We start from the raw sequence: 20,094 nt of genomic DNA, 5'->3' as shown, positions 1-20,094 counted from the left end.
CCATGATCTTCGCCCCCGTGATCCGCCGCGCCGCTTATGCCCAAGCCCCCCGTTCCGCCGACCTGGCACTGCAACGTTTTCTGATGGGCGCGCTGGCACAGCCTGCATCCGCAGCGGCAGCACCCGCCGGTGGCTGCACCGTGACGCAGGACGAAAAGGCCACCACCTTGCAGCTGGACGTACCCGGCCTGGCCCGCGAACAGCTCTCGATCAGCATTGAGGGCCAGGTGGTGCAGGTGCAAAGCGTGGAAGGCGCACCGCGCAAGGTGCAGCGTGCATGGGAGCTGCCCACCGAGATCGATGCCAGCGCCAGCACCGCCAAGCTGGAAAACGGCGTGCTGACCCTGACGCTGGTCCGCCTGGAGCCCGTGAGCAAGGCCACCACGCTGACCATTCACTGAAGCGGGCAGCTCCCCAAACGATGGCGCGTAACGGCCATCGCTATATTTTCAATAGCATCTAAGGCATGATGCACTAGCGCTTCATGCCTTTTTTGCTTGCATGTCTGCTCAGAACCCTCTGCAAACGCCCTCACTCATGCCGTAGCGCATCGATGGGGTCCATGCGCGCCGCGCGCCGCGCCGGGAAGTAGCCAAACACCACACCGATCCCGGCCGAGAACAGGAACGACAGCAGGTTCACCCCCGGGTTGAACAGGTAGGGCACCCCCATCAGCCCCGACAGCGCGAGCGACGCGCCCGTGGCCAGCACGATGCCGATGAGCCCGCCCAAAGCGGCCAGCACCACGGCCTCGATCAGGAACTGCAGCAGCACCTCGCGCTCCAGCGCGCCAATGGCCAGGCGCAGGCCGATCTCGCGCGTGCGTTCGGTCACGCTCACCAGCATGATGTTCATGATGCCGATGCCGCCCACCAGCAGGCTCACGGCCGCCACAGCGCCCAGCAGCGTGGTCAGCACCTTGGTGGTGCCCGAGAGCGTGTCGGCCAGCTGCTTGGTGTCCAGCACGTTGAAGTTGTCTTCGTCAGAGTCCGACAGCTTGCGCAGCTCGCGCAGCAGTTGGGTGAGGCTGGCCTTCACCCGCTCGGGGTCGCTGCCGTCCTTCATCGACACCAGCAGCGTGTTCACCCGCGTGTTGCCCGTCACGCGGCGCTGCAGCGTGCGCAGCGGCACCAGCACGGTGTCGTCCTGGTCGTTGCCAAACGCACCCTGCCCTTTGGACGCCAACACGCCCACCACCTCGCACGAAAACGCCTTCACGCGCAGCTGGCCGCCCACGGCATCGGCCGTGCCAAACAGCTCGCGCCGCACGGTCTCGCCGATCAGGCAGACGGCAGCACCCGCGCGCAATTCAGCGTCGGTAAAGACGCGGCCCGTGCGCACCGTCCAATTGCCGGTCTCCAGCCAGGCGTTGGTGCTGCCGATCACGCTGGTCGTCCAGTTGCGCCCGCCCACCACCGCCGTGGCGGCGGCACGCGCCTCGGGCGCCACGGCCAGGATGCCGCCGATCTGCTGCGCGATCATGTCGGCATCGGTGTCCTTGAAGGCCGGGGCGCCGGTGCCACCGCCGGGCCCCATGCGCTGGCCGGGGCGTACCTGCAGCAGGTTGGTGCCCAGGCCCGAGATCTGGTTCTGAATGGCCAGCGTGGCGCCATTGCCCAGCGTGACCATGGTGATCACCGCGCTCACGCCGATCACGATGCCCAGGATGGTGAGGAAAGAGCGCATCAGGTTGCGCCGGATGGAACGCAACGCCAGCAGCAGGGTGTTGAGCAACATCAGTGGCCTCCCGCATCCGAACCGGCCACCGCCGGCAGGGCCGATGCTGCATCAGCGTCCAGGCCCTTGGGGTGTGGGTTGGCTGCATCGCTGTCCACCACGCCATCGACAAACCGCACGATGCGCCGCGCGTACTGCGCCATGTCGGGCTCGTGCGTGACCATCAGCACGGTGATGCCGTGGTCGGCGTTCAGGCGCCACAGCAGCTCCATGATCTCGACACTGCGCTGGGTGTCGAGGTTGCCGGTGGGCTCGTCGGCCAGCAGCACATCGGGCTCGGTGACGATGGCTCGCGCAATGGCCACGCGCTGCTGCTGCCCGCCCGACAGCTCGGCGGGCGTGTGGTGTTCCCAGCCCTTGAGGCCCACCGCTTCCAGCGTACGCGCGGCCGCTGCGTGGCGCGCGGTGGCCGACTCGCCCCGGTACAGCAGGGGCAGCTCCACATTCTCTTGCGCCGAGGTGCGCGCCAGCAGGTTGAAGCCCTGGAACACAAAGCCAAAGTAGCGCCGCCGCAGCCGTGCCCGCTCGTCGCGCGAGAGCGACTCCACATGCACGCCCTTGAACAGGTATTCGCCCGTGGTGGGCCGGTCCAGACAGCCCAGCGTGTTCATGGCGGTGGACTTGCCCGAGCCGCTGGGGCCCATGATGGCCACAAAGTCGCCCTGCGCAATGTCCAGGTCCACGCCCTTGAGCGCCTGAAAGGCCAGAGCCCCTTCACCATAGACCTTGGTCACGCCACGCAGGCGGATGATGGGGGTGTCGCCCGCCACGCTCATGGCTTGGCTCCCGCCGCGCGCTGGTCGGTGATCACGGCCATGCCGGGCGTGAGGCCCTCGCCCGTGACCTCGGTGTGGCGGCCATCGCTGATGCCCACCTGCACATCGATGGGCTTGGCGGCACCGTCCTGCAGCACCCACAACTGCCGCGCCTTGCCCGCGCCATCGCCCGCCTCGCCCCCCGCACCCGGTTTGCGTGGGCCCGAGCCAGACCGTGGCATGCGCGGCATGAGCTGCGACATGATGCCGCCACCACTGCCGCTGCCCGACGCGCCGGGCTTGGCGCCACCCGCCCCGGGTTTCGCATCGGCCCCTGCGGCCTGCGCAGGCGTGAAGCGCAGCGCCGTGTTGGGCACCAGCAGCACGTCCTTGCGTTCAGTGGAAGTGATGGTGGCAGCGGCCGTCATGCCGGGGCGCAGGCTCATGTCGCTGTTGTTCACCTCCAGCCAGGTGATGTATGTGACCACGTTGTCCGTCTTGGTGGAGCCAAACGACACCCGCGTGACCTGGGCCGGGTAGCGGCGCGAGGGATAGGCACTGACCGTGAAGCTCGCGTCGTGACCCACCTTGACCGAGCCCACGTCGGCTTCGTCCACGCTCACATCCAGCCGCAGCCGCGTGAGGTCTTCGGCCACGGTGAACAGCGTCACAGCCTGCAGCGATGCGGCCACCGCGTTGCCGGGCTCCACCGTGCGGGTCAGCACCACACCGTCGATGGGCGAGCGGATGGAGGCCTTGGACAGGTTGGTTTCGTCGGTGGACAGCGCGGCGCGTGCGTCTTCCACCGTGGCGCGGGCGCTGGTTTCGTCGGCGCGGGCGCGGTCCAGCGTGGCGCGACCTGCGTCCAGCTCGGAGGCCGAGGGCACCTTGCCGCCGGACAGGCGGGCCACTTCTTCGAGCCGGCCAAAGTTGGCAATGGCCTCCTTGGTGGTGGCCACGGCCTGGGCCAGGCGGGCCTGCGCCGACGCCAGCGAGGCGCGCGAGCGCAGCACCTGCGATTCGAGCTTGGCGGTGTCCAGCTCCACCAGCAGCTGCCCCTTCTTGACCTTGTCGTTCACATCCACCAACACGTTGCGCACAGTGCCCGACAGCTCGCTGCCAATGGTGACCGAGCGCGTGGGCTGCAGCGTGCCGTTGGCCGACACAGTGAGTGTGAGATTGCCCCGGCGCAGCTCTTCGGTGACATAGGTGGGTGCAGTGCTGGCGCTCTGGCGCGATTGCCATGCATACAAGCCACCGCCCACCACCACGAGCGCGGCCACCCCCAGCCACACGGTAGTGCGCTGCCACCAGCGGCGGGGACGGTCGGCACCCAGGAGTGCTTCGAGGCTGGACGGGGGAGAGGAAGGTTTATCAGTCATAAGATCAAATCAGTTACTCATAGCGCATGAAACTGGCGCGGCCAAAGTGCAGGCAGCAAGCCAAGGTCCGCCCCGCAGTGAAGGCTGCGTCCCCCAGCCCGCATTGCGCAGCAATGCGAGAGCGGGGGGAAGGCGCGCAGCGACTCAGGGGGGGCTTCATGTCTTCCAGCCGCCGCCCAGCGCCTTATAGAGGCGCACATGGTCTGCCGCGACCGCAGCGGTAGTGGTGGCCACGCTCTCTTGCGTGGACAGCAGCGTGCGTTGCGTCTCCAGCACCGCTTGAAAGTCAATCAGCCCACTGCTGTAGCGCTGCTGCGCCAGCAGGGCGGCGTTGCGGGCAGCGTCTGCAGCGGCCGTCAATCTTTCCAGTTTTTCCCGGTCGCCACGCAAGGCCACCAGCGCGTTCTCCACATCCTGCAGGGCCGTGAGCACGGTGGCTTCGTAGGCCACGCGGGCCTGCTCCAGCGCGGCAGACTGCACACGCACCTGCGCGCGGGCGGCGCCCCCATCCAGCAGCGGGATAGACACGCTGCCCAGCAAGGCGCTGGTTACCGCACTGCCCGCCGACAGTGCGCCCAGGGTGAGGGCACGCAGGCCCAGCGAGCCACCGAGGGAGAAGCTGGGGTAGCGCGCCGCATCGGCCTGCGACACGCGCGCCAGGGCGGCTGCAATGCGCTGCTCGGCCGCACGCACATCGGGGCGTTGGCGCAGCGTCTCGGCCGGGATTGCCAGCGCCAGTTCTGCGGTGGGCTGCGGCACGGGCGCGCTGGCGGCCAGCGTGGCATCCAGGGCACCTGGCACCTGGCCTGTCAGCACGGCCAGGCTGTAGCGCGACTGCGCCAGGCTGGCTTCCAGGCTGGGAATCTGCGCGGCGGTCTGCTCGGCCGCTGCACGGGCCTGCTCGGTGACGAGCGAGGTGGTGAGCCCGGCCCGCAGGCGCCACTGGGTGAGCTGCAGGGTCTCTTGCTGGCTGGCCAGGTTGCTGCGTGCAATGGCCAGGCGCTGCTGCAGCCCGCGCAGCTCGATGTAGTTGACGGCCACCTCGGCGGCCAGCGATACCTGAACGTCAGCCAGGCTGGCCTCTGCCGCGCGGGCGTCAGCCTCGCTGGCGCTCACGCCGCTGCGCAGGCGGCCAAACACATCGGGCTCCCAGCTCGCATCAAAACCGGCCTGGAACGTGTTACCGGTGCTGTTGCTGGCCCGGCTGCGCTGCGCCGAAGCCGATGCACCCACGCTGGGCAGCAGGCCGGCCGACTGCACATCCACCTGCGCACGCGCCTGCTGCAGCGCGGCCTGGGCGGTGCGCACGCTGCTGTTGGCGCGCAAGGCTTGCTCGACCAGCGAGGTAAGCACCGCATCGTCAAACCGCTGCCACCACTGGGCCAGGGATGTAGCCGTAGCCCCTTGCGCTGTGCCGTTGCCCCCCGCAGACCAGGCCGGGGGAACGGCCACTGCGGGCAATGCGCGATCCGTGGGTGCCAGGCTGGCACACCCGGCGGTAGCTAGCACGCACAAAAACAAGGCCGTTTGCCTCCACGGCACAGCACGCAAAGGTTGCGCTGCGCGGGCAGTGGGTGTGCCGGGAGAGGCCAGTGGGAGAAAACGCATGGGCAATGGCTACGCAGGGGAAAACCCCATTGTGAGCAGCGATTGCGCCCTCAAGGTACCCACTGGGTCAAGCCCGCGTAAAGAATTGATGCAAGGCAAAGCTCACGCCACTGCATGCCGATGCATGCGTATGCGTGGAACGGGTGTGCGTGCTGTGCCGCGCAGACGGCCCCACACGCAAGGGGCCGGGGTGCCGCTCAGTGCGCGAGCCGCGATTCGTCCCGCAACAGCACCACCGGCGCCAATACGCGGGCCCGGTATTCGCTGGGGCTGCACCCCACATGGGTGCGGAACACGCGGCTGAAATGCGCGCTGTTCGAAAAGCCCCAGGACAGCGCGATGTCCGTCACCGACCGCTGCGCCTGCGTGCTGCTGCGCAGGTCGCGCAGGCAGGCCTCCAGCCGCCGCCGCTGGATCATGGCGGCCAGCGTTTCCTCGTCGTCGGCCACCGCGTTGTACAGGTGCCGCTTGCTGCAGTTGAGCGCCTGCGCCATCCGGTCGATGGTGAGCTCGGGGTCGCCCAGGTGCCGGTCGATGAACTGGCCGATACGGTCGCGCAGGGCCTCACGCTGCGACACGGCGCTGTGCTGGCCGTTGCGCTCCAGCAGTGACAGCTGCACCAGGTGCGTGATCACGTCGGCCACCCCGTCGGCAGCGGCGTCGGACATGCTGGGCAGCTCGGTGAACGCCGCGCGCATGGTGTCCCACGCCAGGCGCGACACGCCCGTGGTGCCTGAAAACCGCTGCACCATCAGGTCGTCGAGCTTGAGCTTGCGCTCGGGCAGTTGTTCCTTGGGGATCATCAGCACCATCTGGCGCACGGCCTCGGGGTTGCTCACGGCGTAGGCACGCGTGGTGTCGTACACGCTCCATTCGCCGGGCGACAGCCACACCTGGCGGCCGTTCTGCTCGAAGCATGCGCGCCCTTCGAGCTGCGCCACCACCTTGATGTAGGCCCGGTCGCTGCTGCGGATGAGGCTGGGGGTGCGCACCACGCGGTGGCGGCTCACGTCCAGCTGGCACAGGTTGACGTAGCCCGCCTGGCCCGAGGTGATGTGGCCCGCGAAGGCCTCGTCGCCAAACGCATCGGACTCCAGCCCGCCAATGAGGCGCCACACCGCATCGCCCCACAGGTGCAGGCGGTCGCGCGGTGGCACGGTGTCGGTCGATACCTCTGTCAGAGGGTGGGCCATGGGTGTCTCCAGTCGTCATGCAGACGGTGCCGCCTGTCTCAGCGGGATTATCGGCCGCGCCGCTATTCCTGCGGCGGGCACGGAAATCCGGGTAAACCCCCTGCGCCATGCACGCTGGGACAAGGCTTTTGTGCACGCTCAGCGCAGCGTGCCAGGCGGCGTCTTCCTACGATCCGGGTACGGCCTGCACTGCGCGGGCCTCCATCCGAGGAGACACACAATGACAACGCATTCACCGTCCCAACCCTCCAAGCGCCAATGGATCAAGGGGGCCGCCGCCACCGTGGGCGCATTGGCCGTGGCGCCGCAACTGCTGGCCCAAGGCAATGGCAGCGGCCCTGTGCGCATCGGCTACGCGATCGCCCGCACGGGCCCCTGGGCCGCAGGCGCCCAGGTCAGCCAGGAGCCCAACTACCTGCTGTGGGCCGAACAGGTGAACGCGGCGGGCGGCCTGAGCATCAAGGGCGCCAAGCGCCCCATCGAGCTCATCGGCTACGACGACCGCAGCGAGACCGAGACCTGCGTGCGCACGTTTGAAAAACTCATGGGCAGCGACAAGGTGGACCTGATCCTGCCGCCCTGGGGCTCGGGCGCCAACTTCGCCATCGCGCCGCTGGCCAACCGCTTCGGCTACCCGCTGCTGGCGCCCACGGCGCTGTCGCGCAAGCTGATCGACATGAACCTGCCCTACTTCTTCTCGCTGCTGCAGCAGCCCGACAAGATGATGGGCGCGCTGGTGGACATGCTGGTGGCCAACGGCGTCAAATCGGTCGCCATCGTCTACATGGACGACCTGTTCGGCCTGGAGAACTTCGCGGCGCTGAACAGCGCGCTCAAGAAGACCAGCATCCAGGTGGTGGAACGCAAGAGCTACCCGCTGGGCGTGAAGGACCTGGCGCCCGTGCTGCGCGGTATCAAGGACCTGAACCCCGACGCCTTCATCGGCATCACCTACCCGCCCGACACCATCCTGGCCAGCCGCCAGGCGCGCGAGGTGGGCCTGAACCCCAAGTTCTTCTACGCATCGGTGGGCACGGCCTTTCAGCTGTACAAGAACGTGATGCAGGCCAACACCGAGGGCGTGATCGGCATGGGATCGTGGAGCGTGAAGACCAGCCCCGAGGCCAAGGCCTACTTCGACGCCCACGTGAAGAAGTTCAACAAGGAGCCCGACCGCTGGGCCAGCGGCCATGCCTGGGCGGGCCTGCAGATATTGCAGCAGGCGGTGGAGAAGGTGGGCCTGGACCGCAAGGCGCTGCGCGAGCACATCGCCAAGAACGAGTTCAAGACCATCCTGGGCGGCATCCGCTTTGCAGGCAGCGAGAACGCCTCCATCCCCGGCACGGTGAGCCAATGGCAGGGCAGCGACTTCGAGGTGGTGTGGCCCAAGGACCGCGCCACGGCGCAGCTGAACACCGCAAAACCAGCGTGGAAATAACACAGTGTCTTTGACTTCCTGGGCCGAACTGGTCGCCAGCGGCCTCATTACCGGCGGCATCTACGCGCTGGTGGCCATGGGCCTGAACCTGCAATACGGGCTGATGCGCATCATGAACATCTCGCATGGCGAGTTCCTGATGCTCGGCGCCTTCCTCACCTGGTGGGCGCACACTGCCTGGGGCTGGTCGCCGTTGCTGCTGATGCCCATCGCCTTCATCGCGCTGTTCGTGCTGGGCGTGGCGGTGCATGCGCTGTGCTTCAAGCGCCTGGCGGCGCGCGCACCCAACGTGGATGTCTTCGAGGCGCGCAGCCTGATGGTGGGCTTTGGCCTGATGTTCCTGGTGCAGAACACCGCGCTCTTGATCTGGGGTGGCGACCTGCGCGGCTACGAGTACCTGGCCGACCCGGTGCAGGTGGCGGGCATGCGCTTCACCGAGAACAAGCTGGTGCTGTTCGGCGTGGCACTGGCGCTGTCGGCCGCGCTCATCGCGCTGCTCAAGCTCACGCTGCTGGGCAAGGCCGTGCGGGCGCTGATGCAGTCGCCCACGGGCGCGCAGTTGGTGGGCATCAACACCCGGCGGCTGCACCCGATGATGTTCGGCATTGGCCTGGGCCTGTCGGGCGTGGCCGGGGCCCTGCTGTCGATGACCTACGAGATCTCGCCCTCAATGGGCGAGCCCTACACCGTGACGGCGCTGATCGTGATCACCCTGGGCGGCTTCGGCAGCCTGGCGGGCAGCCTGGCCGGGGGCCTGCTGCTGGGTGTGGTCGAAGCCCTGGGTATGCACTTCAGCAGCCCGTCTCTCAAGATGCTGCTGAGCTACGCAGTCTTCATCGGCGTGTTGATCTGGCGCCCCAACGGGTTGTTTAGCAAAAAATGAAACTCCATTCCAACAAGCCCTGGCTAGCGCTCGCAGCGGGCACGGCCGTGGTCGGCACCCTGCCCTGGCTGGTGTCCGAGTTCATGGCCTCGGTGCTGCTCAGTTGCCTGATGTACATCGCGCTGGCCACGAGCTGGTCGCTGTTCTGCGGGGCCACGCGCTACCTGTCGCTGGCGACGTCGGCCTTCTTCGGCATCGGGGCATATGCCAGCGCCACGTTGCTCGGCAGCCTGCCCTGGCCACTGGTGATCGTGGCCGGCGCGCTGATCGCCGCTGCGGTGGCCATCGTGATGGGTGCAGCGGTGCTGCACCTGCGCGGCACCTACTTCGCCGTGCTGACCTTCGGCATGACGGAGCTGATCCGCCATGCGGTGACCTTTGTCGAGAAGCAGGTCTCGGGCACCGTGGGCCGTGTGCTCACGGTGGTGCCCAGCAACGAGACGGTGTACCTCACGGTGCTGCTGATCGCGGCGGGCGCCATCGCCACGGCCGTGTCCGTGAAGCGCAGCCGCTTCGGCCTGGCGCTCTCGGGCATCGGCGCCGACGAGCAGCGCGCGCAGACGCTGGGGGTGGACACGCGTCTGGCCAAGATCGCGGGCTTTGGCATCACCGCCGCCTTTGCAGGCGCCGTGGGCGCTGCCATGGCCGTGCGCTGGACCTACATCGAGCCCGCAGCCGTGTTCAGCCCGTTCATCGGCTTCCAGACCGTGCTGATCGCACTGATTGGCGGCGCGACCAGCATTGGCGGCCCCATCCTGGCGGCCATCGTGTTCAGCCTGCTGGCAGAAACCCTGCGCCTGCAGCTGCCCTACGGCTACATGATGGTGCTGGGCCTGCTGCTGATTCTGTGCGTGATGTACTTGCCCAATGGCCTGGCCACGCTGTGGCAACGGCGCAAGCCTGCTGCGGAGGCGCACCATGGCTGAAGCACTTTTGACCATTGACAGCGTGACCGTGCGCTTTGGCGGCCTGACTGCCGTGGATGGCGTGAGCGCCGCGCTGCACACGGGCGAGCTGATCGGCATCATCGGCCCCAACGGTGCGGGCAAGACCACATTCTTCAACGCCATCTCGGGCGTGCAACCGCCTACCTCGGGCACGCTGCACTGTGGTGCCGACAACCTGACCGGCAAGGGCCCGCACCACTATGCGGCCCACGGCATTGCTCGCACCTTCCAGACGCCGCGCGTGTTCCCCGACATGACGGTACGCGACAACGTGCGCTTTGGCATGCAGTTCGCGGGCCGCCACCGCCAAGGGCCCGAGGGCCTACGCAGCGAGGAGGAAATCCTCGCCATGCTGGGCCTGGCGCACCTGGCCGACCGCCCTGCCGCCGATGTGACGCCGTCGCAGCAGCGCCTGCTGGAGATCGGCATGGCCCTGGGCACACGCCCACGCCTGTTGTTGCTCGACGAGGTGGCTGCGGGCCTGACAGAAGCGGAGGTTGATGCCATGGCCCAGCGCATTCGCCGCCTGCGCGACGACTGGGGCCTGACGGTGGTGTGGATCGAGCACGCAGTGACCACCTTGCTCAAGTACGTGGAGCGCGTGCTGGTTCTGCACCAGGGCCGCAAGATCGCCGACGGCACGCCCGCCGAAGTGGTGCGCGACCCGCATGTGATCGAGGCCTATCTGGGCGACGAAATGACAGCCACTAGCGAAGGAGTCACGGCATGAGCGGCGCCCACCTGCAAGTGCAGAACCTGACCACGGGCTACCACGGCTTTCAGGTGCTGCAAGACCTGGCACTGGAAGCCGCGCCCGGCATCACCGTCATCGTGGGCCCCAACGGCGCGGGCAAGACCACGCTGCTCAAGGCCCTGGCGGGCCTGCTGCCGCGCCAGGGCGCGGTGACTCTCGATGGCCAGGCCGTGCCTGCGATGAACGCCACGGCCTGCGTGCAACGCGGCCTGGCGCTGGTCGCCGAAGGTCGCCAGCTGTTTCCGCAAATGACAGTGACCGAGAACCTGGAGTTGGGCGGCTGGCTGGTGCCATCGCGCGTGCGCGCCGAGCGGTTGCACCAGGCGTTTGAAGACTTTCCCCGCCTCAAGGAACGCGCCACACAGCTCGCCGGCACCATGAGCGGCGGCGAGCAGCAGATGGTGGCCGTGGCCCGCGCCATGATGAGCGGCCCGCGCCTGCTGATGCTGGACGAGCCCTCGCTGGGCCTGGCACCCCGCATGGTCGATGAGCTGCTCGCCATCGTGCAGCGCATCGCCGCACAAGGCGTCACCGTGCTCATGGTGGAGCAGAACGTGCGCAAGGCGCTGCAGGTGGCCCAGCGTGGCTATGTGCTGGAACGCGGGCGCATCGTGGCCTCGGGCGAAGCATCAACCCTGCTGCAGTCCGACGTGGTGCGCCAGGCCTACCTCGGCGTGGCCTGAATACCTTCCCCCTTTCTTCATCTATTCTTTTTCAGGAGCTTTCATCCATGACTGCCATTGCCATGTTGATCAACGGCGAGCGCGTGCAAGCCACCGGCGGCGCCACGTTTGAGCGTCGCAACCCGCTCGATGGTTCGGTCGCCACCACGGCACCCGCTGCCAGCGTGGCCGACGCCAAGGCCGCTGCAGACGCAGCCGCCAAGGCCTTCCCGGCCTGGTCCGCCCTGGGCCCCAACGCGCGCCGCGCGCTGCTGCTCAAGGCGGCACATGCGCTGGAGGCCCGCACGGCCGACTTTGCGGTGACCATGGCGGCCGAGACCGGCGCGTCGGGCATGTGGGCGGGCTTTAACGTGCACCTGGCTGCAGGCCTGCTGCAGGAAGCCGCAGCCCTGACCACGCAGATTGCAGGAGAAGTGATTCCGTCCGACGTGCCCGGCAGCCTGGCCATGGGCGTGCGCCAGGCAGCGGGTGTGGTGCTGGGCATTGCACCGTGGAACGCACCCGTCATCCTGGGCGTGCGCGCTATCGCCACGCCACTGGCGTGCGGCAACACGGTGATCCTGAAGGGGTCGGAGCTGTGCCCCGCCACGCATGGCCTCATCATCGAGGCGCTGCAGGAGGCCGGTTTGCCCCCCGGTGTGGTGAACTTTGTGACCAACGCACCGGCGGATGCAGGTGCCGTGGTCGAGGCCATCGTGGCCCACCCTGCGGTGCGCCGCATCAACTTCACCGGCTCCACCAAGGTGGGCCGCATCATTGCGCAGACCTGCGCCAAGTACCTCAAGCCCGTGGTGCTGGAACTGGGTGGCAAGGCCCCGCTGCTGGTGCTGGACGATGCGGACATCGATGCTGCCGTGGCAAGCACCGTGTTTGGCGCATTCGCCAACTCGGGCCAGATCTGCATGTCCACCGAACGCATCATCGTGGACAACGCCGTGGCCGACGCGTTCGTGGCGAAGCTCGGCGAGCGCGCCAAGGCCCTGCCCCTGGGCGACCCGCGCAAGGGCCCGGTAGTGCTGGGCTCGGTGGTGGACATGACCACGGTGCAGCGCTGCAACGCCCTCATCGACGACGCACTGGCCAAGGGCGCCACGCTGGTCTGCGGCGGCAAGAGCGACGGCACGCTGATGCAGGCCACGGTGCTCGACCATGTGACGGCCGCGATGGACATCTACCGCGAAGAATCCTTCGGCCCCGTCAAACCCGTGGTGCGCGTGAATGGTGTGGAGGAAGCCATTGCCTGCGCCAACGACAACGAGTTCGGCCTGTCATCCGCCGTGTTCAGCCGCGACGTGGCTAAGGCCTGGAACGTGGCCGCACGCATCGAGTCGGGTATCTGCCACGTCAACGGCCCCACGGTGCATGACGAAGGCCAGATGCCGTTTGGCGGCGTGAAAAGTTCGGGCTATGGCCGCTTTGGCGGCATGGCCGGGGTACGTGAATTCACCGAACTGCGCTGGATCACCGTGCAGACCAAGCCGCGTCACTATCCGTTCTGAGGAAGTTGGAATTGCCCCTGCTCAGAGTAGATGGCCATGGGCATCCACCCAAAAATGTCTGTGCTTGGTCAAGGTCGGCCATACCACTACCGGCCTCCTTTCGTTCGACTTTGAGGGGCATCTTCCAAATCGCCTGATGGAGAGCGCCAAGAATTCAGTGTCCGCCGCACAACACTGCAGGAGGCGCAACACCTGCGCAATTTTTCTTGACAGCTGGCAACCAGCCTCATAAGGTCGTTACCGATTGTTTCAGCATTCATCGGCTAGTGTGCCGTCCCGAAAACAGCTGCATGCAACGACGCCGATGGACTCATGTTCAGTAACAAGGCACAGCCCTTAGTGACCACCCCAGCGGTCTCGAGGATTTTCAGTGCGGTACCGAGTATGAAACCCCGACTTCGTGAACACGTGGGTTGAGGGGCAACAGCACACTAGATTTGCGCTATGTGCTGTCCAGCGTACGTGGCGTGGCAAGCAAACCGCCGCACATGCACCTCCCACTGGAGCGGACAAGCACCGGCGTTGTCAATCACTACAGCGGACCGCCAGACATGAGCAGGATTTGTTTTCGTATTGCCGCATTGATTCTCTTTGTGGTTAGTTTTTCGAGCCACGCCTGGGCCCAGGCGTTCACAGAAGATTTTGACGACATCACGTTGCTTGCGGGTAACGGATGGTTCATACAGAACAACAGCACCCCGGCCGGCTCAACCACCTGGTTCCAGGGAACAGCAACCACTGCTACGCCAACCCCCGGCCCCTTCAACGCATATAACGGCGCAGCCAATGCATACATTGGCGCCAACTTCAACAGCACCGGCAGCACCGGCACCATCAGCAATTGGCTGGGGATGCCAAACCGGACGCTGCGCAATGGAGATGTGCTGACCTTCTTCACCAGAAAACCCACGATAGGCGCGGGTATGACCGACTATCCCGATCGGCTGGAAGTCCGGCTGAGCACCAATGGCGCAAGCACGAATGTTGGATCAGGCGCTGCCGCCGTGGGGGACTTCACAGCACTGTTGCTCAGCGTCAATCCAACGCTGGTGACTGGCGTTTATCCCCAGACGTGGACGCAATACACCATCACCATCTCGGGACTTCCTGCGCCCACCTCCGGACGCATGGCGTTTCGCTATTTCGTCACCTCGGCCGGTTCTCTCGGAACGAATTCCGACTACATCGGTATCGACAATGCGGTTTACACACCCTATGTGTGCCCTGCGTTCACGATGACACCGGGGGGAGCATTGACACCGGCCGTCTGGGGCCAGACCTACAGCAACTCCCTATCACAGACTGGCGCACTGGGAGCGCCAGGCTATGCCGTGACTGCTGGAGCGTTGCCCCCCGGGTTGACGCTGGGCGTTGGTGGCACCATAACCGGCACGCCAACGGCCACTGGCACCTTCAACTTCACAGTGACCGTCGCGGACGCCAGCGGATGTTCGGGTTCGCAGGCCTACTCCATCCAGGTCGGAGCAAGCGTGCCCGGCGCGCCCCAGAACGTTAGCGCCACAGCTGGCAACGGCCAGGCGGCCGTGAGCTGGCAAGTACCAGCCAACGATGGCGGCAGCGCCATCTCCAGCTACACGGTGACAGCGGTACAAGACAGCAGCAAAACATGTGCGACCTCGGGTGCGCTCAGCTGCACGGTTTCTGGCCTCACCAACGGAATGTCGTACAGCTTCCGCGTCGTGGCTACCAATAACAAGGGCCCCTCCGCCGCAGGCGTCAGCAATGTGGTGACGCCAACACTCTCAACCGTCACAGGCACGGTACCTGGCATGTCAGGTACCGCATCCGTCACACTCACAGGTGGAGGCGCAAGCTGTACGCTGGATCCCAGCTCTGCATTCACGGTCCCATCCACCGCCCCTGCCAACCGCAACTTGCCCCATGGCGCTTTTGGATTCCTCGCCACTGGCTGCACTGGCAGCATCACTATCGCCATCAACTACCCTGATCCCTTGCCTGAAGGCGTACAGTTCTGGAAGTTCGGACCTGCTACTGCGGGAGCGCCGACTTCCACCTGGTTCTTGTGGTCGGGAGCAGTACTCAGCCCAGACCGCCGCACAGTAACGTACAGCGTCACCGACAACGGCATCGGAGATTCTGACGCTGCCACAGGGCGTATCCGCGATCCGCTGGCTCCGGCATTAGGCTCTGACCCAACCAACATCCCGGTCAACAACCCTTGGGCGCTGGCTGCACTGGCTGCTGTCCTGGGGTGGGTAGGTCTGCGCAAGCAACGGCGCAGCTTTGCAGGATAGGCTTTATCGGAAGGGCTGAAATGATGGCATCCAGCGGCCAACGCGGCTTCACGTCAAAGGCGTAGTCGGTGTTGGCCTGCTGCTGCCCCGCCTGCAGCCGCATGGCCGCCGCCATGGCAATCATGGCGCCGTTGTCGGTGCACAGGTGCAGCTCAGGGTAGTGCACGCGCACCTTGGCCGCAGCGCAGGCCGCATTGAGTTGCGCACGCAGGTGCCGGTTGGCCCCTACGCCACCGGCGACCACCACACGTTTCAGGCCGGTCTGCTTGAGCGCGGCCAGCGTCTTCTTCACCAGCACTTCGACAATCGCAGCCTCGGTGCTCGCCGCCAGGTCGGCCTTGCGTGCCTCCTGCTCATCGCCCAGCTTCTTGGCCTGCGTGAGCACCGCTGTCTTGAGCCCGGCAAAAGAGAAGTCGAGATTGCCACTGTGCAGAAGCGGGCGTGGCAGCTTGAAGGCCGTGGCATCGCCCTGCTCAGCCAAGCGCGACAGCGCAGGGCCACCGGGGTAGCCCAGGCCCATGAGTTTGGCGGACTTGTCAAACGCCTCGCCAGCCGCATCGTCAATGGTCTCGCCCAGGATCTCGTAGCAGCCCACGCCATCCACCCGCATCAGCTGCGTGTGGCCGCCCGAGACGAGCAGGGCCACAAAAGGGAACTCTGGCGGGTCGGCGCTGAGGAAGGGCGACAGCAGGTGCCCTTCGAGGTGGTGCACGCCCAGCACCGGCTTGTTCAGCGCCGCACCCAGCGCACAAGCCACGCCCGCCCCCACCAGCAGCGCACCCGCCAGGCCCGGCCCGCGCGTGTAGGCCACCACGTCCACATCGGCCAGCGACTGGCCAGACTCGGTAAGCACCTGCGTGGCCAGCGGCAGCACGCGGCGGATGTGGTCACGGCTGGCCAGTTCGGGGACCACGCCGCCATAGGCCTGGTGCATCTCGATCTGGCTGTGCAGCGCGTGCGACAGCAGCGTAGGCACGGCATTGCCCGTGGAACGGACCAATGCCACGCCCGTCTCGTCGCACGAAGATTCAATACCCAGGATCAGCAAGCTCATGCCCCGAGTGTAAAACCCGGGGCCGATCCGTCCCGGAGGGCTGTTTACCAGCGGTCCGACCGCATGCGCAACTCCCAGTTGCCGCTGCGCAGCTCGTACACACCCACGGCACCGTAGCGCTGCTCGCCCTTCTCATCCCAGGTCATGGTGCCAATCACCGGGGCATAGCCGTTGATGCTGTGCAGTGCCTTGGTGATTTCCTTGGGGTCGGCGGACTTGGCTTTCTGGATGGCTGCCGAAAGCACATACGTGCTGTCGTAGCTGTAGTGGCCGCCATAGGCAGGAGGCTTCTTGAAGGCGGCGATGTACTTTTCAAGGAAGGGCTTGCCGGTGGTGAACTCCTTGGCTTCCAGCACTGGCGAGGTGGCGTACAGCCCCTGCACGATGCCTGCGCCCTTGGTCATGTCGGTGGTCTTGATGGTGTCGCCACCCAGCAGGCTGACCTTGGTGTGGTCTACCTTCTTGAGCGCTTCGAGCAGCGCCAGGGCCTGGAAGTCGTTGAGGGTCGAAACAATCACCTCCACGTTGGCGGCCTTGAGTTCTCCGGCCAGCTCGTCGAAGGCCACGGTCTTGTCGTCGAACGACTTGCGCACCACGACTTCCTTTTTCTCGGCCTTGAGCTGTTCGGCAGCGCCATCGGCGAGGCCCTTGCCGTACGGGGTGCCGTCGTCCAGCGCGGCGTAGCGGTTGGCGCCCAGCTGCGTGGCCGCAAAGGAGCCGATGGCGCGCGCCTGCAAGGTGTCGTTGGCCACCATACGGAACGTGGTGGGGAACCCGAGTTGCGTGAACTTGGGATTGGTGGAGATGGCGATCTGTGGAATGTCCTTGGCGGCGTAGATGGGGGCGGTCTCAATGCTCACGCCCGAGTTGAGGTGGCCCACCACGGCTACCACGCCCGCATCCACCAGCTGCTGGGCGACCGCCTTGCCGGTGGTGGCGTCGGCCTTGTCATCCACGGACACAACCTCCAAGGTCACGCGCTTGCCGTCCACGGTGTAGCCGGACTTGTTGAGTTCCTCCACCGCCAGCTTCACGCCATTGAGCAGATCCTGCCCCAATGCGCCCAGCGGGCCGCTCAAGGGCTGTGCAACACCAATTTTGATGGTGTCCGGCACCTTGCCGCATCCGGTCAGGAGTGCAGCAGTCGCCACTGCGGTCAAGGCCAGGCTGGCCGAGAAGCGGCGCCGGTTCATGTGCTTGTTCATGCAAAAAACTCCATTTCAGTGTGTCTGTGTGACCAGATGTATATGCGACGCCCTGCTGAGCGGGCTACCGGGTATGCCCTCCCACGGTGTCAGTATTAGCAACTTTCAGGCCCCACAACGGGGGCCAGGGCACCCAGGCGTGGCGGGCCTGGGGCCGTTATTGCCCCTGGGTGAAAGCCCATCGCAGCGGCCCTCTGAGGCCATGCACCACCCCAGCGCACCAATTTGTGGCGTAAAAATTGCTTATGCTTACGGGTATGAATGAGGCTTTGCGCATCGTGGTGGTTGCCCCGGATCTGGCAGTCGCCGACCCTGACGACGAACACGCCGTGGAGCAGGCGGAGCGGTCGCGGGCGCTGCGCATCGGGCTGCTGGAGAACAACTTCAACCTGGTGGCCACGCTACCCGCCGACGTGTTTCTGAGCGAGCGCATTGCCCAGCTGCAGCCCGACCTGATCATCGTGGACGCCGAGAGCGAGGCCCGCGACGCGCTGGAGCATGTGGTGATGGCCACACGCGACGAACGCCGCCCCATCGTGATGTTCACCAACGATGAAGACACCTCGCACGTGAAGGACGCGGTGGCGGCCGGTGTGTCTGCCTACATCGTGGCGGGCTTGGCACCGCAGCGCATCCGCCCCATTCTGGACGTGGCCATGGCCCGCTTCCAGCACGAACAGGCCTTGCGCGCCGAGCTGGCCGACGCCAAGACCGAGCTCAAAGACCGCAAGACCATCGACCGCGCCAAGGGCCTGTTGATGCAGCGCCAGGGCCTGACCGAACAGGCCGCCTACGAAAAGCTGCGCAAGACCGCCATGGACAAGGGCCTGAAGCTCGTGGACGTGGCCCAGCGCATGCTGGACGTGATGGATCTGCTGGGGTAAAACCAGAGAACAACCCCCTGAGCGGCCGCGCCGCTCCCCCCTTCCCGAATGACTGCGTCATTCGGGAGGGGGGACGATGCCCTCGCTGCGGGGCGGCCCTTGCTTGGCATCCCTCGCCTGGGCCGCGCCCAATTCCAAGGCCCCTCCCAAATGGTGCGCCGCACAAAGGCAGTGCGACCACACTGATCACAACAAGAACATCCCTGCTGCAAGCCCCGCAGGCGTGTAGCGCTTATTGATCAAGCGCAGATAGCTATTCATTCCATAGCAACCAGCGCTCCAACATGGCGCAGCGCGCGCTGGCACGCGCTTTGCATTGCACAGTGCAAGACCAATGCAGGTCTGACCACTGACAGCACTGACCCAACGGCGGGCCGGTGCTGGCAAGGAGCCCCGGACCCGTTCCAGGCTCCACCCAGGACAAAGGCGTCCCCACCCGCTCCCGGCGTTGCTTTGATGCAGCCGGGCGCGGTGTGAGGACGCCTTTTTTGTTTTTCACGCCACCAGGGATGCCCCATGACCGATCTGTTGAAAACCAGCCTCAACCGCCGCACCGTGCTGCAGGCCGCCACCGTGGGCGCTGTGGGTGTGAGCCCCGCGCTGCGCGCACTCGTCCACGCAGCGGGCTCCGACGCCCCCGAGAAGAAGGAGGTCAAGATCGGCTTCATCCCGCTGACCGACTGCGCCAGCGTGGTCATGGCTTCGGTGCTGGGCTTTGACAAGAAATATGGCGTGACCATCGTCCCCAACAAGGAAGCCAGCTGGGCCGGCGTGCGTGACAAGCTGGTCAACGGCGAACTGGACTTTGCCCATGTGCTCTACGGCCTGGTCTATGGCGTGCATCTTGGCACCGCTGGCCCCAAGAAGGACATGGCCGTGCTGATGAACCTGAACAACAACGGTCAGGCCATCACCCTATCCAAGGCCCTGGCCGACAAGGGTGCGGTGGATGGCCCGTCCTTGGCCAAGCTCATGGCCAGCGAGAAGCGTGAATACACATTTGCGGGCACCTTCCCCACCGGCACCCACGCGATGTGGATGCACTACTGGCTGGCAGCGGCGGGCATCAACCCGCTGTCGGGCGCCAAGCTCATCACCGTGCCCCCGCCGCAGATGGTGGCCAACATGCGCGTGGGCAACATGGACGGCTTTTGTGTGGGCGAGCCCTGGAACCACCGCGCCATCATGGATGGCATTGGCATCACGGCCAACACCACGCAGGACATCTGGAAGGACCACCCCGAGAAGGTGCTGGGCACCACGGCCGAGTTCGTCAAGAAGTACCCCAACACCACGCGCGCCGTGATGATGGCCGTGCTCGAAGCCAGCCAGTGGATCGACGCCAGCCTGTCCAACAAAATGAAGATGGCCGAGACCGTGGCCGGCAAGGCGTATGTGAACACGGGCGTGGATGCCATCAACCAGCGTATCCTGGGCCGCTACCAGAACGGTCTGGGCAAGACCTGGGACGACCCCAACCACATGAAGTTCTTCAACGACGGCGCGGTGAACTTCCCCTACCTGTCGGACGGCATGTGGTTCCTGACCCAGCACAAGCGCTGGGGCCTGCTCAAGAGCCACCCCGACTACCTGGCCGTGGCCAAGGAAGTGAACCAGGTGGACCTGTACAAGTCGGTCGCCAGCGCCATGAAGATCAGCGTGCCCAAGGACGTGCTGCGCACCAGCAAGTTCATCGACGGCGTGGTGTGGGATGGCAAGGACCCCGCCAAGTACGCCGACGGCTTCAAGATCAAGGCCTGACGGCAACCCTGCCCCAGAGCCCGCCCGGCCACCCC

16 protein-coding genes and 1 pseudogene are annotated in these 20,094 nt (G+C 66.0%); 10 read left to right on the top strand and 7 right to left on the bottom strand.

Going from position 1 to position 20,094, the window contains the following annotated elements; genetic code table 11:
- Nucleotides 1-2: 2 nt before the first annotated feature.
- Nucleotides 3-401, top strand: a complete 399-nt coding sequence (locus C8C96_RS11245) for an Hsp20/alpha crystallin family protein (protein ID WP_121942370.1) — start codon at nucleotides 3-5, stop codon at nucleotides 399-401.
- Nucleotides 402-531: 130 nt separating this feature from the next.
- On the opposite strand, the gene C8C96_RS11240 is transcribed toward C8C96_RS11245, so the two are convergent.
- The 5 genes from C8C96_RS11240 to C8C96_RS11215 all read right to left on the bottom strand — a co-directional run bounded on the left by C8C96_RS11240 (nucleotide 532) and on the right by C8C96_RS11215 (nucleotide 6,675).
- On the bottom strand, nucleotides 532-1,737 hold the full coding sequence (locus C8C96_RS11240; RefSeq protein ID WP_015015131.1) for an ABC transporter permease: 1,206 nt from the start codon (nucleotides 1,735-1,737) through the stop codon (nucleotides 532-534).
- Nucleotides 1,737-2,513, bottom strand: coding sequence for an ABC transporter ATP-binding protein (locus C8C96_RS11235; protein WP_121942369.1), 777 nt, complete (start codon nucleotides 2,511-2,513; stop codon nucleotides 1,737-1,739). Before C8C96_RS11235 ends, C8C96_RS11240 begins: the two co-directional genes overlap by 1 nt.
- A complete protein-coding gene (locus C8C96_RS11230) occupies nucleotides 2,510-3,874 on the bottom strand; it encodes an efflux RND transporter periplasmic adaptor subunit (RefSeq protein ID WP_121942368.1) in 1,365 nt (454 codons plus the stop codon). The genes C8C96_RS11235 and C8C96_RS11230 overlap by 4 nt, the downstream gene beginning before the upstream one ends.
- A 156-nt stretch (nucleotides 3,875-4,030) precedes the next feature.
- Nucleotides 4,031-5,482, bottom strand: a complete 1,452-nt coding sequence (locus C8C96_RS11220; RefSeq protein WP_370107354.1) for an efflux transporter outer membrane subunit — start codon at nucleotides 5,480-5,482, stop codon at nucleotides 4,031-4,033.
- A 197-nt stretch (nucleotides 5,483-5,679) separates the two neighbouring features.
- Nucleotides 5,680-6,675 carry a helix-turn-helix domain-containing protein gene (locus C8C96_RS11215; protein ID WP_121942366.1) on the bottom strand — a complete coding sequence of 332 codons (996 nt, stop codon included), beginning with the start codon at nucleotides 6,673-6,675 and terminating at the stop codon, nucleotides 5,680-5,682.
- A 220-nt stretch (nucleotides 6,676-6,895) separates the two neighbouring features.
- Here C8C96_RS11215 and C8C96_RS11210 point away from each other — a divergent pair, with 220 nt between their 5' ends.
- The 7 genes from C8C96_RS11210 to C8C96_RS11180 all read left to right on the top strand — a co-directional run bounded on the left by C8C96_RS11210 (nucleotide 6,896) and on the right by C8C96_RS11180 (nucleotide 15,155).
- Nucleotides 6,896-8,113: an amino acid ABC transporter substrate-binding protein gene (locus C8C96_RS11210; RefSeq protein ID WP_121942365.1), complete on the top strand. Its 1,218-nt coding sequence runs from the start codon at nucleotides 6,896-6,898 to the stop codon at nucleotides 8,111-8,113.
- Between the two features lie 4 nt (nucleotides 8,114-8,117).
- Nucleotides 8,118-8,996: a branched-chain amino acid ABC transporter permease gene (locus C8C96_RS11205; protein WP_057270748.1), complete on the top strand. Its 879-nt coding sequence runs from the start codon at nucleotides 8,118-8,120 to the stop codon at nucleotides 8,994-8,996.
- On the top strand, nucleotides 8,993-9,922 hold the full coding sequence (locus tag C8C96_RS11200; RefSeq protein ID WP_121942364.1) for a branched-chain amino acid ABC transporter permease: 930 nt from the start codon (nucleotides 8,993-8,995) through the stop codon (nucleotides 9,920-9,922). Before C8C96_RS11205 ends, C8C96_RS11200 begins: the two co-directional genes overlap by 4 nt.
- Entirely contained in the window at nucleotides 9,915-10,673 is a 759-nt protein-coding gene (locus C8C96_RS11195; protein WP_121942363.1) for an ABC transporter ATP-binding protein, read from the top strand. The genes C8C96_RS11200 and C8C96_RS11195 overlap by 8 nt, the downstream gene beginning before the upstream one ends.
- The gene (locus C8C96_RS11190; protein WP_121942362.1) at nucleotides 10,670-11,380 is read left to right on the top strand and encodes an ABC transporter ATP-binding protein; all 711 of its coding nucleotides are present in this window, start codon (nucleotides 10,670-10,672) and stop codon (nucleotides 11,378-11,380) included. The genes C8C96_RS11195 and C8C96_RS11190 overlap by 4 nt, the downstream gene beginning before the upstream one ends.
- A gap of 47 nt (nucleotides 11,381-11,427) precedes the next feature.
- Nucleotides 11,428-12,879 (top strand): aldehyde dehydrogenase, encoded by a 1,452-nt coding sequence (locus C8C96_RS11185; protein WP_121942361.1) that lies wholly within the window; start codon nucleotides 11,428-11,430, stop codon nucleotides 12,877-12,879.
- 551 nt (nucleotides 12,880-13,430) lie between these two features.
- Nucleotides 13,431-15,155 carry a choice-of-anchor J domain-containing protein gene (locus C8C96_RS11180; RefSeq protein ID WP_158605753.1) on the top strand — a complete coding sequence of 575 codons (1,725 nt, stop codon included), beginning with the start codon at nucleotides 13,431-13,433 and terminating at the stop codon, nucleotides 15,153-15,155.
- Between the two features lie 22 nt (nucleotides 15,156-15,177).
- On the opposite strand, the pseudogene tsaD reads toward C8C96_RS11180, so the two are convergent.
- Together tsaD and C8C96_RS11170 are read right to left on the bottom strand one after the other, a co-directional pair.
- A pseudogene (gene tsaD, locus C8C96_RS11175) lies at nucleotides 15,178-16,209 on the bottom strand (tRNA (adenosine(37)-N6)-threonylcarbamoyltransferase complex transferase subunit TsaD); the annotation flags it as partial.
- A gap of 44 nt (nucleotides 16,210-16,253) precedes the next feature.
- Entirely contained in the window at nucleotides 16,254-17,414 is a 1,161-nt protein-coding gene (locus tag C8C96_RS11170) for a branched-chain amino acid ABC transporter substrate-binding protein (protein WP_056743995.1), read from the bottom strand.
- 257 nt (nucleotides 17,415-17,671) lie between these two features.
- Between C8C96_RS11170 and C8C96_RS11165 the strand changes: the two genes are divergently transcribed.
- Nucleotides 17,672-18,298, top strand: coding sequence for an ANTAR domain-containing response regulator (locus tag C8C96_RS11165; protein ID WP_056058325.1), 627 nt, complete (start codon nucleotides 17,672-17,674; stop codon nucleotides 18,296-18,298).
- 516 nt (nucleotides 18,299-18,814) lie between these two features.
- A complete protein-coding gene (locus tag C8C96_RS11160) occupies nucleotides 18,815-20,059 on the top strand; it encodes a CmpA/NrtA family ABC transporter substrate-binding protein (protein ID WP_056743994.1) in 1,245 nt (414 codons plus the stop codon).
- Nucleotides 20,060-20,094 lie beyond the last annotated feature (35 nt).

Origin of the sequence: Acidovorax sp. 100, assembly GCF_003688355.1 — a bacterium.
GTDB classification, from domain to species: Bacteria; Pseudomonadota; Gammaproteobacteria; order Burkholderiales; family Burkholderiaceae_C; genus Acidovorax; species Acidovorax delafieldii.
Note: the sequence above shows the minus strand (reverse complement) of the source record. Positions and strands in the feature narration are given on the sequence as shown.

What these genes read in the sequence shown, in the direction of transcription:
- C8C96_RS11245 (WP_121942370.1), top strand. Translation starts at nt 3, where the DNA reads ATGATCTTCGCCCCCGTGATCCGCCGCGCCGCTTATGCCCAAGCCCCC.
- C8C96_RS11240 (WP_015015131.1), bottom strand. Translation starts at nt 1,737, where the DNA reads ATGTTGCTCAACACCCTGCTGCTGGCGTTGCGTTCCATCCGGCGCAAC.
- C8C96_RS11235 (WP_121942369.1), bottom strand. Translation starts at nt 2,513, where the DNA reads ATGAGCGTGGCGGGCGACACCCCCATCATCCGCCTGCGTGGCGTGACC.
- C8C96_RS11230 (WP_121942368.1), bottom strand. Translation starts at nt 3,874, where the DNA reads ATGACTGATAAACCTTCCTCTCCCCCGTCCAGCCTCGAAGCACTCCTG.
- C8C96_RS11220 (WP_370107354.1), bottom strand. Translation starts at nt 5,482, where the DNA reads ATGCGTTTTCTCCCACTGGCCTCTCCCGGCACACCCACTGCCCGCGCA.
- C8C96_RS11215 (WP_121942366.1), bottom strand. Translation starts at nt 6,675, where the DNA reads ATGGCCCACCCTCTGACAGAGGTATCGACCGACACCGTGCCACCGCGC.
- C8C96_RS11210 (WP_121942365.1), top strand. Translation starts at nt 6,896, where the DNA reads ATGACAACGCATTCACCGTCCCAACCCTCCAAGCGCCAATGGATCAAG.
- C8C96_RS11200 (WP_121942364.1), top strand. Translation starts at nt 8,993, where the DNA reads ATGAAACTCCATTCCAACAAGCCCTGGCTAGCGCTCGCAGCGGGCACG.
- C8C96_RS11195 (WP_121942363.1), top strand. Translation starts at nt 9,915, where the DNA reads ATGGCTGAAGCACTTTTGACCATTGACAGCGTGACCGTGCGCTTTGGC.
- C8C96_RS11190 (WP_121942362.1), top strand. Translation starts at nt 10,670, where the DNA reads ATGAGCGGCGCCCACCTGCAAGTGCAGAACCTGACCACGGGCTACCAC.
- C8C96_RS11185 (WP_121942361.1), top strand. Translation starts at nt 11,428, where the DNA reads ATGACTGCCATTGCCATGTTGATCAACGGCGAGCGCGTGCAAGCCACC.
- C8C96_RS11180 (WP_158605753.1), top strand. Translation starts at nt 13,431, where the DNA reads ATGAGCAGGATTTGTTTTCGTATTGCCGCATTGATTCTCTTTGTGGTT.
- C8C96_RS11170 (WP_056743995.1), bottom strand. Translation starts at nt 17,414, where the DNA reads ATGAACAAGCACATGAACCGGCGCCGCTTCTCGGCCAGCCTGGCCTTG.
- C8C96_RS11165 (WP_056058325.1), top strand. Translation starts at nt 17,672, where the DNA reads ATGAATGAGGCTTTGCGCATCGTGGTGGTTGCCCCGGATCTGGCAGTC.
- C8C96_RS11160 (WP_056743994.1), top strand. Translation starts at nt 18,815, where the DNA reads ATGACCGATCTGTTGAAAACCAGCCTCAACCGCCGCACCGTGCTGCAG.